Source organism: Subdoligranulum variabile (genome assembly GCF_025152575.1).
Lineage (GTDB): Bacteria > Bacillota > Clostridia > Oscillospirales > Ruminococcaceae > Gemmiger > Gemmiger variabilis.
Genome location: NZ_CP102293.1, coordinates 699,844 through 712,415 on the forward strand (window position 1 = coordinate 699,844; position 12,572 = coordinate 712,415).

The 12,572-nt window shown below is 62.4% G+C and carries 15 protein-coding genes; 7 read left to right on the top strand and 8 right to left on the bottom strand.

Going from position 1 to position 12,572, the window contains the following annotated elements:
• Positions 1-3: 3 nt before the first annotated feature.
• A complete protein-coding gene (locus tag NQ490_RS03595; protein WP_007047478.1) occupies positions 4-666 on the top strand; it encodes a hypothetical protein in 663 nt (220 codons plus the stop codon).
• 76 nt (positions 667-742) lie between these two features.
• Here NQ490_RS03595 and NQ490_RS03600 read toward each other — a convergent pair whose 3' ends face one another.
• The 5 genes from NQ490_RS03600 to NQ490_RS03620 form a co-directional block, all read right to left on the bottom strand.
• Positions 743-1,465, bottom strand: a complete 723-nt coding sequence (locus NQ490_RS03600) for a YggS family pyridoxal phosphate-dependent enzyme (RefSeq protein WP_007047479.1) — start codon at positions 1,463-1,465, stop codon at positions 743-745.
• Positions 1,462-2,019: a TIGR01440 family protein gene (locus tag NQ490_RS03605; protein ID WP_007047480.1), complete on the bottom strand. Its 558-nt coding sequence runs from the start codon at positions 2,017-2,019 to the stop codon at positions 1,462-1,464. The genes NQ490_RS03600 and NQ490_RS03605 overlap by 4 nt, the downstream gene beginning before the upstream one ends.
• Positions 2,020-2,055: 36 nt before the next feature.
• A complete protein-coding gene (locus tag NQ490_RS03610) occupies positions 2,056-3,558 on the bottom strand; it encodes a glycosyl hydrolase family 28 protein (protein ID WP_147644689.1) in 1,503 nt (500 codons plus the stop codon).
• A 120-nt stretch (positions 3,559-3,678) separates the two neighbouring features.
• Complete coding sequence (locus NQ490_RS03615; RefSeq protein ID WP_007047482.1) at positions 3,679-4,251, bottom strand: DNA-3-methyladenine glycosylase I; 573 nt, start codon at positions 4,249-4,251, stop codon at positions 3,679-3,681.
• A 60-nt stretch (positions 4,252-4,311) separates the two neighbouring features.
• Positions 4,312-5,316 carry a nucleoid-associated protein gene (locus tag NQ490_RS03620; RefSeq protein ID WP_007047483.1) on the bottom strand — a complete coding sequence of 335 codons (1,005 nt, stop codon included), beginning with the start codon at positions 5,314-5,316 and terminating at the stop codon, positions 4,312-4,314.
• Between the two features lie 112 nt (positions 5,317-5,428).
• Between NQ490_RS03620 and NQ490_RS03625 the strand changes: the two genes are divergently transcribed.
• Positions 5,429-5,638 carry a hypothetical protein gene (locus NQ490_RS03625; RefSeq protein WP_007047484.1) on the top strand — a complete coding sequence of 70 codons (210 nt, stop codon included), beginning with the start codon at positions 5,429-5,431 and terminating at the stop codon, positions 5,636-5,638.
• 35 nt (positions 5,639-5,673) lie between these two features.
• On the opposite strand, the gene NQ490_RS03630 is transcribed toward NQ490_RS03625, so the two are convergent.
• On the bottom strand, positions 5,674-6,066 hold the full coding sequence (locus NQ490_RS03630; RefSeq protein WP_007047485.1) for a thioesterase family protein: 393 nt from the start codon (positions 6,064-6,066) through the stop codon (positions 5,674-5,676).
• 193 nt (positions 6,067-6,259) lie between these two features.
• On the opposite strand from NQ490_RS03630, the gene NQ490_RS03635 reads away from it, so the two are divergent.
• From NQ490_RS03635 to NQ490_RS03655, 5 genes are all read left to right on the top strand, one after another.
• Positions 6,260-7,591 carry a uracil-xanthine permease family protein gene (locus NQ490_RS03635; RefSeq protein WP_007047487.1) on the top strand — a complete coding sequence of 444 codons (1,332 nt, stop codon included), beginning with the start codon at positions 6,260-6,262 and terminating at the stop codon, positions 7,589-7,591.
• A 21-nt stretch (positions 7,592-7,612) separates the two neighbouring features.
• Entirely contained in the window at positions 7,613-7,969 is a 357-nt protein-coding gene (locus NQ490_RS03640) for a hypothetical protein (RefSeq protein WP_007047488.1), read from the top strand.
• A gap of 97 nt (positions 7,970-8,066) precedes the next feature.
• The gene (locus NQ490_RS03645; protein ID WP_007047489.1) at positions 8,067-8,438 is read left to right on the top strand and encodes an ArsR/SmtB family transcription factor; all 372 of its coding nucleotides are present in this window, start codon (positions 8,067-8,069) and stop codon (positions 8,436-8,438) included.
• Positions 8,439-8,465: 27 nt separating this feature from the next.
• A complete protein-coding gene (locus NQ490_RS03650; RefSeq protein WP_007047490.1) occupies positions 8,466-8,681 on the top strand; it encodes a cation transporter in 216 nt (71 codons plus the stop codon).
• Positions 8,682-8,708: 27 nt separating this feature from the next.
• Complete coding sequence (locus tag NQ490_RS03655; RefSeq protein WP_007047491.1) at positions 8,709-10,574, top strand: heavy metal translocating P-type ATPase; 1,866 nt, start codon at positions 8,709-8,711, stop codon at positions 10,572-10,574.
• Positions 10,575-10,610: 36 nt separating this feature from the next.
• Here the strand turns inward: NQ490_RS03655 and NQ490_RS03660 are convergent, their stop codons facing one another.
• Together NQ490_RS03660 and NQ490_RS03665 are read right to left on the bottom strand one after the other, a co-directional pair.
• Positions 10,611-11,339, bottom strand: coding sequence for a M23 family metallopeptidase (locus NQ490_RS03660; RefSeq protein WP_007047492.1), 729 nt, complete (start codon positions 11,337-11,339; stop codon positions 10,611-10,613).
• A 69-nt stretch (positions 11,340-11,408) separates the two neighbouring features.
• A complete protein-coding gene (locus NQ490_RS03665) occupies positions 11,409-12,401 on the bottom strand; it encodes a Gfo/Idh/MocA family protein (protein WP_007047493.1) in 993 nt (330 codons plus the stop codon).
• Positions 12,402-12,572 lie beyond the last annotated feature (171 nt).

Below are 12,572 nucleotides of genomic sequence, written 5' to 3' on the forward strand. Positions count from 1 at the left end.
TCTATGCATCGGACAATTCGCGCTGTACTGGGCTATACCCGGGACGATTTCAAGTGGCTGCTGCCCGTGCTGGCGGCCTTGGTGCTCCTCTGCGAGGGGCTGGGCCTGATTGCCTTCCGGACCGGTGACCCCGGGGATGCCCCTCTGCTGGTGGTGGGGATTCTGCTGGGCATGCTCTTCCTCGTCGACGCCATTCTGGCCATCGTCTATCTGAGCGTGCAGTTTTCGCTGTTTCTCAGCTTTTCCTCCACGCGGCAGGGCCTTGTGGCAGGCATCCTGCTGCACTGCCTGCGGCTGAACTTGGTACAGCTGGTCGTTGCTCTGGCGGTGGGCACGGTGGACGCCCTGGTGCGCCGTTTCCTGACCGGGTACGGCCCCTTTCCCTGGGAGTGGATTCCCTGGCTGATCTGGCCCGCCGTCCTGCTGCTGCCGCTCTGGGTCGGCCTTTTCCTGGGCGGACTGGTTCAGCGGTTCGGCGTCAAGGGATTCTGGGGCGCCTATCTCGTCTTCATGCTGGGCACCACCACCATGAGTCAGTGGGTGCATCCGGCAGCAGAGCTGTTCCGGCCCCTTGGCTGGCAGATGCCGGTGGCCGCCCTGCTGGTACTCCTGGCTGCACTGACCGCACTGGGACTGCGCTGGATGCGGCGGGCCACGGTCCAGTAAAGCCCCACACACCATCCTATGCCAAACAAAAAACGCCTGTGCGGAAACGTTTCCGCACAGGCGTTTGGTTTTGCTGTTACTTTTTGCTGTAGTCCCGGGCGCCGTAGATGGCAGTGCCCACCCGGACAATGGTGGCGCCCTCCTCGATGGCCATGGCATAGTCGTGGCTCATCCCCATGGAGAGGATGTCCATTTGGGCATTGTCATAGTGGCGGTCCGATGCAGCGGCCAGCAGTTCCCGCATCTCGGCAAAGAAACGGCGGGTCTGGTCGTCGTCGGCATCGGCGGGCGGAATAGCCATCAGGCCGCGGAGCCGCAGATGTTCCTTGGCAGCGGCCGCCTCCAGCAGCGGCCACAGGTCGTCAGGTCCCACCCCGCTCTTGCTCTCCTCGGCACCGATGTTGATCTCGATGAGGATTTCCTGGGTCAGTCCCAGCCGGGCGGCGGCCGCCTCGATTTTGTCCAGCAGGCGGGTGCTGTCCACGCTCTGGATCAGCGCCGCACGCCCCACCACCTTGTTGACCTTGTTGGTCTGCAGATGCCCGATGAAATGCCCCGGTTTGCCGTTGTAGGCCCCGGCATCAGTCTTTTCCACCAGTTCCTGCACGTGGTTTTCCCCGAACAGGTCGATGGGCAGGTCGGCGCTGTAGCGCACCTCCTCCACCGTGCGGGTCTTGCAGGCGGCGCAGAGGCTGACCTCTGCCGGATCCCGCCCGGCACGGCGGGCGGCCTCAGCCATCCGCTCCCGGATCCGGGCGACAGCCTCGGTCATCTGCTGTTTCTGTGTTTCGGGGATCATCGCGGTTCCTCCTCACTGTAGACGGCGCGGGCTCCGCCGATGAAAGGCGGCCGGGTGCGCGCGCAGAGCAGGATCGCCTGCCCGATATGGTCGATGCTCAGCCGCACCGGCACCGCCACCCGGCGCAGGTGCATGCCGATGAGCGTACCGCCGATATCCATACCGGCAGCCGCCTGAACCTCCTCCACGAGGACCGGGTCCTGGAAGGTATGCCAGCAGTTGGTGGCCCAGCTGCCGCCCGCGTGGGGCTGCGGGATCGCCGCCACAATCTGATAGCCATAGGTCTTGGCCACCTCCCGCTCCAGCACGATGGCACGGTTCAGATGCTCGCAGCACTGGGCCGCCAGATAGACGCCCTGTTCCTGCAGCGGCGGCAGTACCCCCGCCAGCACGGCGGCAGCCGCCTCCATGCTGGAATGATGACCGATGCGCCCGCCGGTGATCTCGCTGCTGGAGCATCCCACCACAAAGATATCCCCCGTTTCCAGGTGCGCTGCCTCCAGCAGTTCCTCGGTGGCACGGCGTGCCTGGGCGGTCAGTTCGGAAAGTTCCATGGTTTCTACCCCCTTGTCTGCGTTTCTGCCGCAGGGTCAGTTCTCCTGCGGCGGCAGGCAGGTCACGCCACGCAGCGTCACGTCGCTGCAATACTGCAGCGGCAGGCGCGGTGCCTTGGCCGTGATCGTCAGCCCGTCAAAGTTCACATCCCGCAGCGTGCCATTGGGTCCTTCAAAGCCCGCCAGCTCCACCGGGGAAACATCCTTCCATTCCTGCTTGCTGTTCAGGGCCCGGCCGGTCAGGGTCAGCCCCGCAAAGGTGAAGTGCTCCAGCACCGGCACGGTGTCGGCAGCCTCGCCGTCATCGTTGTAGGGCACCGCATGGATCATCACCCGCGGTGCCTTGCAGTCCCGCACCGTCACACCGCGCACATAGCCGCCGCGCTTGGCCGTGGCCTTGATCTCCAGACCGGAAAAAGAATTTTCCAGATCGCAGTCCCAGATCTGGACATCCTCCACGCCGCCGGACATCTCGCTGCCGATGCAGAGCCCCTGCCCGGAGCCCACCCGACAGTCAAAAATATAGATATGCGCGCTGGGGCGGCCGATGGCATTTCCCTCGGGGTTCTTGCCGCTCTTGATGGCCACCGAATCGTCGCCGGTATACAGCTCACTGGCAAACAGGGTGCAGTTGGTGCTGGAATCAGGATCCCAGCCGTCCCCGTTCCAGATGCCTTCCGAATGGAACGCGCAGTGGTCGGTGACAATGTTGTCGCTGTAGATCATCTGCAGGATCCAGGAAGGGCTGTCCTTCAGCGTCAGACCGCTGATCCAGACGTTCTGGCAGTTGCTCAGATTCACCAGCCGCGGACGTACCCGGCCGGGGATGGTGTCCTCCTCATCGCAGCTTTCCACCAGGTCCAGATGCTCGGCCAGATAGTCCTTGAGATGCTCCCGCTCGTCGGCAATGATGGCATCCGCCAGCGCCTTGCCGCCGCCGGCGATGGTGCCTTTGCCTCGGATGACCACATTCACGCAGTTGTAGCCGTCGTCATGGTCCATCTTACCCAGATTCAGCAGGCTGGAATAGCAGCGCCGCTCGATGCCCTCGAACCGGCTGGGGATGCGGGGCTGGTAATCCACCAGCTGCGCTGTGCCCTGCAGCACGGCCCCCTCCTCCAGGTAAAGCTCCATATCGCTGTGCAGCTGCAATGCCCCGGTCAAGTAGGTGCCAGCGGGCAGGTAGACCGCATCGCCGGGGCCGCAGGCATCAATGGCCCGCTGCAGGGCGGCGGTATTCTTGGTGATGCCGTCCCCCTTGGCCCAGTAGGGAGCTTCGGTGACGTTGATGCGGTGCTTTTCCGCCCCGGTGCGCAGCATGCAGGCCCCTACAGGCTGGTTTTCAAAGATCACATCCACCCGGTATTCCGTCTGGGGTTCCAAATTGCCCAGGGTGTAGTGGGTGCGCTCGGTGGTCCCCACCGGCTCGTTGTTCAGATAGACGATATATTCCGCCCTGGTGCCCGCCGCAGCGGGTTTGTCCCAGTAGAGCACGGCGTGATGCGCCGTACAGCGGGCAAACAGATGGCTTTCAAACATTTTGTCAGTCCTCTTTTTGATCGCGGTCCGTTGTTTTTCTTCATACGATACAATCTTATTGTACCACACAATGTCTTTGACGGAAAGACGCAAAAATCGCCAACATTTGCCGGATCCGTTTCACGGGTTTTGGCAGGGCGGCTCCCGCAGGAAACAGTCCTCCTCGTGGCTCCAGAGCACCCCCACCGCCTGCAGATAGGCATAGACGATGGTGGACCCCACAAATTTCATCCCGCGCCGGCGCAGATCGGCCGACAGGGCGTCGGAGAGCGGCGAAGTGGTCTTGTCCCGCTCACAGAGGGTCTTGCCCTCCGTCCAGTGCCAGAGATAGCGGTCAAAGCTGCCCCATTCCCGCCGGATGTCCTCGAAGACCCGGGCATTTTGCACCGCCGCCGCGATCTTGCGTTTGTTGCGGATGATGCCGGGATCCCGGGCCAGGGCCTCACATTTTTCAGCGTCGTAGGCGGCCACCTTCTCCCAGGCAAAGCCGTCGAAGGCGCGGCGGAAGGCTTCCCGCTTGTTGAGCACGCACTCCCAGGAAAGACCTGCCTGGAACCCTTCCAGGATCAGCATTTCAAAGAGCAGCCGGTCGTCGTGTACCGGTACGCCCCATTCCTTATCATGGTAGTAAAGGTAACGGGGATTTTCGGGATTGGCCCAGCGGCAGCGGGGGCGTCCATCTTTCCATTCCATCAGGCAAGTCCTTTCTGTGTACACGAAACCGCCCGCCGGGCATCGGCAGGCGGCACAACGTCACACCAGTACGTCCTTGATCAGCAGGCTCAGACCGCCGGTGGCCGAGTGGATGAACTCCACCGCATCGTCGGAATTGCAGAGCTCCGCCGGGATCTTGATCTCAATGCCGGATTCCGTCTTGAAGCTGCGGCTTTCCAGCTTTTTCATCCGGGCCGGGCTCACCGTCACCCGGTCGTTTTCCTGTACGCCGGTCTCGGCCAGGGCCGCCTCGAACTTGGGGGCCGCCAGGGGATAGTTTTCCCGCATACGGGTGCGCACATCCTCCACCGAGATGGTGTTGTCCACCGCCTGGTTGCGCACCATCAGCTCCACGGCCGTCTCGGTGCCGCCGTCAAAAGGCGGCACGTCGTCCAGTTCCTCCGGTTCGGGGTAGGCCTCCTTCACTGCTGCCACGGCGGTCTCGCAGACGGCTTTCAGCTTGGCCTTCTCCTGCATGGCTTCGGTGCAGCCGAAAACCCGGGTGGAAAGATAAAAATCCTTTTTTTCGTCCAGGTTGAACTTCTTTTCGATGAGGCGCACCGTACCGTTGGCCCGGTCGATGAGGGCTGCCTCGTCGGCCTTGGGGGTGCCGGGCAGCAGCGTGCGCTGGGGCACCATGCTGCTGAACCGTCCGTTGCCCATTGTCTCGGTATGGTGGGTGTAGCCGGGGCGGTAATTGAGTTTGAGAACACCGTAGTAGGGCACGCCGTCCCCCGCGAAATCCACCACCGCCAGGTCCCCCGCCGGGATGGCCGGGTACTGCAGCATCTGCTCGAAGATGACCCCCGCAATACGGCGGGACAGGTCCACGAAGTCCTGGTTCTGGGCCATCTCCTGGGCAAACGCGGAATCGGGCAGGAAACGGCAGTTTTTGACCTCGTCGCTGACGAAGGCTTTCTCGATCACAGCGGAAAAATATTCAAACAGATCGGTGTCGAGGTCCATCGGCCGGTCGGAGAGCAGCGGTTCCGACGCGCCGGGATCCAGCAGATGCAGAATCACCTGATTGATCTTGACTTCCATACTAGACAGGACTCCTTTGGGATATAGTTTCGGAAAGGGTAGTATACCACAATTTGGCGGGTTTGGGTAGATGCCGGACCGGGCAAGCTATCCGGGAAGGGAGGGAACATCCATGAAGGACAAAGACTCTGAAAAGGGCGCCATGCTGCGCCGCACCGCTCCCAGCCGCCAGAAACAGGCGAAGGAATACCTGAAAGGCCAGGTGCCCGGCGTGATGGCCCACTATGCCCCCGACGCCGTCCCCGATCCCGACGAGGGATGGGTGGAGAGCGACGAGACCGTGCACCGCCTGGCTCACTGGCGGGAGGAAGCAATCTATTAAAGGGAACAGCCCCACACCGGTGGGGCTATTTCTGTTCAGTCGGCATTGAGTTTGGCGGAAGCCTTGTGGGTAAAGCGGTCGTTGTCCACGATGTAGCGCTCGTGGGTGGCGTGGGCCACCTCGCTCACATCGTCGTAGACCCGCGCCGTGAAGGTCAGACGCCGGTCGGCCACCGCGGTGAGTTCACAGTCACAGCGCACCACCATCCCGATGGGCGTAGGCGCCGTATGGACCAGCGAAAGGCTGGTTCCCACCGTTCCGGTGCCCATATCCAGCTCCCCTGCCACCGATTTCCAGCAGGCCTTTTCGATCAGGGCCGCCACCGCCGGCGTGGCCAGTACATCCAGTTCCCCGCTGCCCAGCGCCCGGGCGGTGTTCTCTGTGGTGACGCGCAGCGCCGCATGTCCCTGGATCCCCGGTTCCAACATCTTCCATTTCCCCTTTTGCTACATTTCTTTTGTATTATTATAGCGGCCGCTGCAGCCGAATGCAAGACGCCGTCTTTTTGCCGCTTTGCCTTGCGTTTTGCCGTCAAACCCGCTATACTGAAACTGTAAACGGGAAGCGGCGGTTTGCGGCTTCCTTTTTTGCGGCAGGACATTTGAAAATCAGGAGGATTTCATGAGCGAAAAGACGATCGATTATTCCAAGGGTATCTACGATGCCCGCCAACTGGGCACCCCCAAGATGCTGATCCTGGGCGCGCAGCACATGTTCGCCATGTTCGGCGCCACCGTGCTGGTGCCGCTGCTGACCGGGCTGAGCGTCAGCACCACCCTGCTGTGTGCCGGCCTGGGCACGCTGCTGTTCCACTTTCTGTGCAAGGGCAAGGTACCCGCTTTCCTGGGTTCCAGCTTTGCCTACCTGGGCGGCTTTACCATCGTGAGCAATGATGGCGCCAACCCCGAAAATCTGCCCTATGCCTGCGCGGCGGTGGCGTTTTCCGGCCTGGTGTACGTACTGTTCAGCTTCCTCATCTCGGCGTTCGGCATCCGCCGCATGATGAAGTTCTTCCCGCCGGTGGTCACCGGTCCCATCATCATCGCCATCGGCCTGATCCTGGCCCCCAGCGCCATCACCAACTGCCAGAGCAACTGGCTGCTGGCCTTCGTGGCTCTGGCCACCGTCATCATCTGCAACATCTGGGGCAAAGGCATGGTCAAGATCCTGCCCATCCTTATCGGCGTTCTGGTGGCCTACGCGGTTGCTCTGCTCACCGGCGCCGTGGATTTTGCCGCCATCGCCGAAGCGTCCTGGTTCGGTCTGCCTGTGCATAAGGAATCCATGGGCCTGTTTGCCATCGACGGCAGCGAGACCTTCATCAGCGCCCTCTTCACCATCGTGCCCATCGCCCTGGCCACCATGATGGAACACATCGGCGACATCGCCGCCATCAGCGCCACCACCGGCAAGAACTACATCCGCGACCCGGGCCTCAACCGTACCCTGCTGGGCGATGGCCTGGCCACCACCATGGCCGGCCTGCTGGGAGGCCCCGCCAACACCACCTACGGTGAGAACACCGGCGTGCTGGCCCTGACCAAGATCTACGACCCGCTGGTCATCCGCATCGCCGCCGTCTTCGCCCTGGTGCTGAGCTTCTGCCCCAAGTTTGAAGCCATCATCAACACCATCCCCACCGGCATCGTGGGCGGCATCAGCTTCGTGCTCTACGGCATGATCTCCGCTATCGGCGTGCGCAACGTCGTGGAAAACAAGGTGGACTTCACCAACTCCCGCAACCTCATCATCGCCGCCGTCATCCTGGTCTGTGCCCTGGGCTTTGACTCGGTGGGCGGCATCACCTTCAACATCGCCGGCATGGCCGTCAACCTCTCGGGTCTGGCCATCGCCGCCATCGCAGGCATCCTGCTCAACGCCATCCTGCCCGGCAACGACTACGAGTTCGACGAGGGCACCAACGACGGCGAGGGTGCCAGCCTGCGCGTCTGATCGAAACAAGGAGGGGCAACCATGACCGCCGCAGATTTTACCAACCTGCATCTGCAATACAAATCGGAACAGGCTGAAGGAGAAGTCCCCGCTGCCATTGAGCACGACTTCGCCGACGGGCGGATGGTGGACCACTATTATGTGACCCCCTCCCCTGCCTTCTGGGCCGACGAGGGCATCCAGGGCCTGGGCACTGTTTCGGGCATTCTGTTTTTACAGCAGCCGGAGGGCGCCCCCTGGAAGATCCTGGTCCATGAGCCGGGCATGATCAAGGAAGTGATCTTTGAGATGCCTGACGCGGAATTCCGCCAGATGCTCACCGACAACGGCGTCATCCTGCCCGGTGAACCCGGCTTTGTGCCGCCGCAACAATCCTGACTCACGAATCCCCGCAGTGATGCGGGGATTTTTTCTTTTTCCTATTGACAGGCGGCGTTCTCCGGTGTATCATATGAACAAATAAACATATGAAAGGATGTTTGCCATGGCACTGCACGATGCCGCCCTGCCTGCCGACGGCCAGCCGCTGGATGAGCAGGCCCTGCAGAAGCTGCAGGATGATCTGCCGGGGGACGAGATCCTCTACGATCTGGCGGAGCTGTTCCGGGTGTTCGGCGACACCACCCGCATCAAGATTCTGTATGCCCTCTTTGAAAGCGAGCTCTGCGTCAACGACATTGCCCAGGTGGTGGGTCTTTCCCAGAGCGCCGTAAGTCACCAGCTGCGTCTTCTCAAGACCAGCAAGCTGGTGAAGTTCCGGCGGGAAGGCAAGGCCATCTACTATTCCCTGGACGACGACCACGTGCGCAGCATGATTGCCCTGGGCATGGAGCATGTAGAAGAGTAAGCATGATATAAAAAAGGAGTTTTTGTTATGCAGAAGAAATTCAAGATCGAAGTGGACTGCGCCAACTGCGCCGCCAAAATCGAGACCGCCGTCAAGGCACTGCCCGGCGTGGAGAACGCCAGTGTCAGCTTCATGACCCAGAAGATGCTGCTGGCAGCCGACGATGACCGCTTTGATGAGGTCCTGCAGCAGGCTGTACGTGCGGCGAAAAAGATCGAGCCGGATTTCGAGATCGAACTGTAACGAAGGCGCGGACGGAGGCATCTTTCCATGACCAAGAAGCAGAAAAAGACGCTGCGGCGCATCATCCTGGCCGCAGTGCTGACGGTGTGCGCCGCAGTAGCGCTGCAGTTTGTTGCCCTGCCGTGGTACGGCCAGCTGATCGTCTGGCTGATCCCCTATCTGGTGATCGGCTACGATGTGCTGCGCAAGGCGGTGCTGGGCATCAAGGGCGGCGAGGTCTTTGATGAGAACTTCCTGATGGCGGTGGCCACCGTGGGCGCCATGGGCTGCGGCGAATACGCCGAGGGCGTGGCCGTCATGCTGTTCTACCAGATCGGTGAGCTGTTCCAGAGCTATGCGGTGGGCAAAAGCCGCCGCAGCATCAGCGAGCTGATGGACATCCGCCCCGACAGCGCCAATCTGGAGCAGGCCGATGGAACCGTGACGGTGGTGGACCCCGACGAAGTGGCGGTGGGTTCGGTCATTGTGGTACGGCCCGGTGAGAAGATCCCCATCGACGGCAGGGTGCTCAGCGGGGAAAGCACGCTGAACACCGCAGCCCTGACCGGCGAGAGCCGCCCGCGCAGTGTTCGCCCCGGGGATGACGTGATCAGCGGCTGCGTCAACGAGGACGGCCTGCTGCGCATCACCACCACCAAGGCCTACGACGAATCCACCGTGGCGAAGATCCTGGACCTGGTGGAAAACTCCAGTCTGAAAAAGGCCAAGGTGGAAAACTTCATTACGAAATTTGCTCACTGGTACACCCCGGCCGTCTGTCTGGCGGCACTGGTGCTGGCCGTGCTGCCCCCGCTGGTGCTGGGCGGCGGCTGGACCACCTGGGTACTGCGCGCCCTGACCTTCCTGGTCATCAGCTGTCCCTGCGCGCTGGTCATCTCCATTCCGCTGACCTTCTTCGGCGGCATCGGCGGTGCCTCCCGGTGCGGTATTCTGGTCAAGGGCGGCAACTATCTGGAGGCGCTGGCCCATACCGGCGTGGCGGCCTTTGACAAAACCGGCACGCTGACCAAAGGTGTCTTTGCTGTGACCCGGGTCAACCCGGCCCACGGGGTGACCGAGACAGAGCTGCTGGAAAACGCCGCCCTCGCGGAGCGTTTTTCCAGCCATCCCATCAGCAAGAGCCTGCGGGATGCCTGCCCCGATGTGGATGCCCGCCGGGCAGCCGACGCCCAGGAGATTGCCGGCCAGGGTGTGCGCACCCTGGTGGACGGCAAGGTGGTCCTGGCCGGCAATGCCCGGTTGATGGAGGCCAACGGCATCGCCTATACGGCCGACGACGGCGCGGGCAGCATCGTCTATGTGGCCCGGGACGGAGCGTTCCTTGGCTCCATCCTGATCTCCGATGAGGAGAAGCCCACCGCCGCCGCGGCCATGCGGGATCTGCGCGGGCAGGGCGTGCGCACCGTCATGCTCACCGGTGACAGCCCCGCCGTAGCCGACAAGGTCGCCGCCGAACTGGGCATCGACGAGGTCCACGCCGGGCTGCTGCCCGCCGACAAGGTGCAGCAGGTGGAAGCGCTGCTGACTGCCAAACCCGCCGACAAGATGCTGGTCTTTGCCGGGGACGGCATCAACGACGCCCCGGTGCTCATGCGGGCAGACATCGGCATTGCCATGGGAGCCCTGGGCAGCGACGCCGCCATCGAAGCTGCCGACGTGGTACTGATGGACGACGACCCGGCCAAGATCGGTCTGGCCATGCGGGTGGCCCGCAAGTGCATGACCATCGTCTACCAGAACATCGTCTTTGCCCTGGGCGTGAAATTCCTCTGCCTGCTGCTGAGCGCCGTGGGCGTGGCCAACATGTGGTGGGCCGTCTTTGCCGACGTGGGGGTCATGGTCCTGGCGGTGCTCAACGCCACCCGGATGCTCAACGTGAAATCCTACCGATAACCCAAAAATCCCGTTCCAGTCGGAACGGGATTTTTCTTATTTCATGCTTTCGGGGTCCTGGTATTCCTCACCCTTCAGGCACTCGAGATGAATGTGCGCGGCGATCTTGCTCTCCGCCGGGACGCTGCCTGCCTTGCCCAGTGTGGTGGCGGTGGTCACTCCTTCGCCGGGTTTGACCGACGCCTCCGTCAGACCGCAATACCGCCAGAGCACCTCGTTCTGGTCGGTGATCTCCACCACGGTACCCCACAGGGCGTCCTCGGTCACCGCTGTCACCGTGCCGCCGCAGACCGGGCTGACCTCCTCCCCGGCCTTGGCCGCATAGTCGGCGCCGTTGTGGGTGCGCCAGTCGCCCAGCGTCTCGTTGTAGACCAGTTCCTCACCGCTGAATTCCGCGATGGGCTTCGTCTGCCAGAATGCCGAGGAGGCCGCAGGCTGCGCGGACGGCGCGGCAGTGCCGCCAGGTCCGGCAGAGGCAGCGGCAGACTCCGACTGCGCCCCAGACGAGGAGGGCGAAGCAGAGGGCGCGGCTGAGGGCGCTGTAGTGGGTTTCGGCACGTCGCTGGCCGGATTGTCTACGGTGGTATCGGGCTGCGTCCATGTGCTGTCCTCCTGCAACGCATCTTTGCGGAGCTGTGTCAGCTCCGACATGTTGTTCACGACGCTGCGCAGCGCCAGAATGCCCGCCGCCGTAGCGGCAAACACCAGCGCCAGACAGAACAGGTAGAGGCCCTTCTCCTTGAAAAACGATTTGATATGGTTCATCTTCCCCCGTCCTTTACGGCAAATTTTGTGTATGCCCCTAGTGTGGGACGGCGGGATGAGATTTATACATTATTTCTGCGGCAAATCCTCGGCGTGCAGCTTGTCCAGCAGATCCATGACGGTCAGCGTCCGGGCCCGGGCCTCCGCCTCGGCGGCAGTGTCCCTTTCGGCGATGATCCGGACAAACGCCGCGAACTCATAGGCCATGCGAAACCGCGCGGCGGCAGGGCCTTCCCTGCGCGCGGTGCTGCCCCGCACCGCGCCCGGCACGCAGTAGACCACCGGCAGGGCGTTGGTGCCGCCCTCCACCACCAGATGGCCGCCTGGCCCCTGCAGGACCATCCCGTTGACGCCGTCACTGTCCTTGGCAGCCAGGGCGGCGGCGGTGAAATCCCCGTAGTCCAGCAGCGCCAGTCCCGCCGTGTCAATGCCGTTGGCGGCGCGGGTGGCGCGGTATTCCGCCTGCCGGGGTGCGCCCAGCAGGCCGGTCAGCAGATGGAGGTTATAGACATTCATGTCGTTGAGGGCGCCGCCCTGACAGGCCGGGTCGAAGGTGGTGTTCCAGATGCCTTTCAGGAAATCGTCATACCGGCGGCTGCGGGCGCAGAAACTGGCCATGGCGCCGCGCACCGGGCCGATGGTTTCCAGTTCCCGCCGCAAAAAGGCAAACTGCGGCAGATAATACACCGTGATGGCCTCCAGCAGCATCACACCCTTTTGGTCGGCCAGAGCGTAAAGTGCCCGGGCTTCGGCGGCCGTACCGGTGAAGGGCTTTTCCAGGATCACATGGTAGCCGGCCTCCAGCGCCCGCCGGGCCGCCTCGTAGTGCAAATGATTGGCGGTGCCGATGTAGACGGCGTCAAACCCGCCGGCCCGGTAGCAGGTTTCCTCATCGGTATACACCTGGGGGATACCGTACTCTGCGGCCCAGGCGCGGGCCTTCTCCCCGCTCTGGGGACGGCAGCAGAGCGCCTGCACCGAAATTTCCGGCATTTCGGGAAGATGGTGCAAGAACTCTTCTACGATTCGGCTGGTGGACAGAACGGCAAGCTGCAGCGGCATACAGGTCCCTCCCGGTTGTTTTTGTAGGATGGTTCGATTATACCACGGGAAATTTCCCGTTGCAATTCCGCCGAAAACCATGTATGATAGGGTACGTTAGTATTGTAGAGGAGTGTGCCCCGATGTGACATCGACGCTATGGAACATCCGTCACATGTATGTAAAGAAATA

Coding starts and splice junctions, on each gene's coding strand:
- NQ490_RS03640 (WP_007047488.1), top strand. CDS start 7,613: ATGACCGCCGCAGATTTTACCAACCTGCATCTGCAATACAAATCGGAA.
- NQ490_RS03600 (WP_007047479.1), bottom strand. CDS start 1,465: ATGATCCCCGAAACACAGAAACAGCAGATGACCGAGGCTGTCGCCCGG.
- NQ490_RS03620 (WP_007047483.1), bottom strand. CDS start 5,316: ATGGAAGTCAAGATCAATCAGGTGATTCTGCATCTGCTGGATCCCGGC.
- NQ490_RS03645 (WP_007047489.1), top strand. CDS start 8,067: ATGTTTGCCATGGCACTGCACGATGCCGCCCTGCCTGCCGACGGCCAG.
- NQ490_RS03630 (WP_007047485.1), bottom strand. CDS start 6,066: ATGTTGGAACCGGGGATCCAGGGACATGCGGCGCTGCGCGTCACCACA.
- NQ490_RS03605 (WP_007047480.1), bottom strand. CDS start 2,019: ATGGAACTTTCCGAACTGACCGCCCAGGCACGCCGTGCCACCGAGGAA.
- NQ490_RS03665 (WP_007047493.1), bottom strand. CDS start 12,401: ATGCCGCTGCAGCTTGCCGTTCTGTCCACCAGCCGAATCGTAGAAGAG.
- NQ490_RS03625 (WP_007047484.1), top strand. CDS start 5,429: ATGAAGGACAAAGACTCTGAAAAGGGCGCCATGCTGCGCCGCACCGCT.
- NQ490_RS03660 (WP_007047492.1), bottom strand. CDS start 11,339: ATGAACCATATCAAATCGTTTTTCAAGGAGAAGGGCCTCTACCTGTTC.
- NQ490_RS03655 (WP_007047491.1), top strand. CDS start 8,709: ATGACCAAGAAGCAGAAAAAGACGCTGCGGCGCATCATCCTGGCCGCA.
- NQ490_RS03635 (WP_007047487.1), top strand. CDS start 6,260: ATGAGCGAAAAGACGATCGATTATTCCAAGGGTATCTACGATGCCCGC.
- NQ490_RS03595 (WP_007047478.1), top strand. CDS start 4: ATGCATCGGACAATTCGCGCTGTACTGGGCTATACCCGGGACGATTTC.
- NQ490_RS03610 (WP_147644689.1), bottom strand. CDS start 3,558: ATGTTTGAAAGCCATCTGTTTGCCCGCTGTACGGCGCATCACGCCGTG.
- NQ490_RS03650 (WP_007047490.1), top strand. CDS start 8,466: ATGCAGAAGAAATTCAAGATCGAAGTGGACTGCGCCAACTGCGCCGCC.
- NQ490_RS03615 (WP_007047482.1), bottom strand. CDS start 4,251: ATGGAATGGAAAGATGGACGCCCCCGCTGCCGCTGGGCCAATCCCGAA.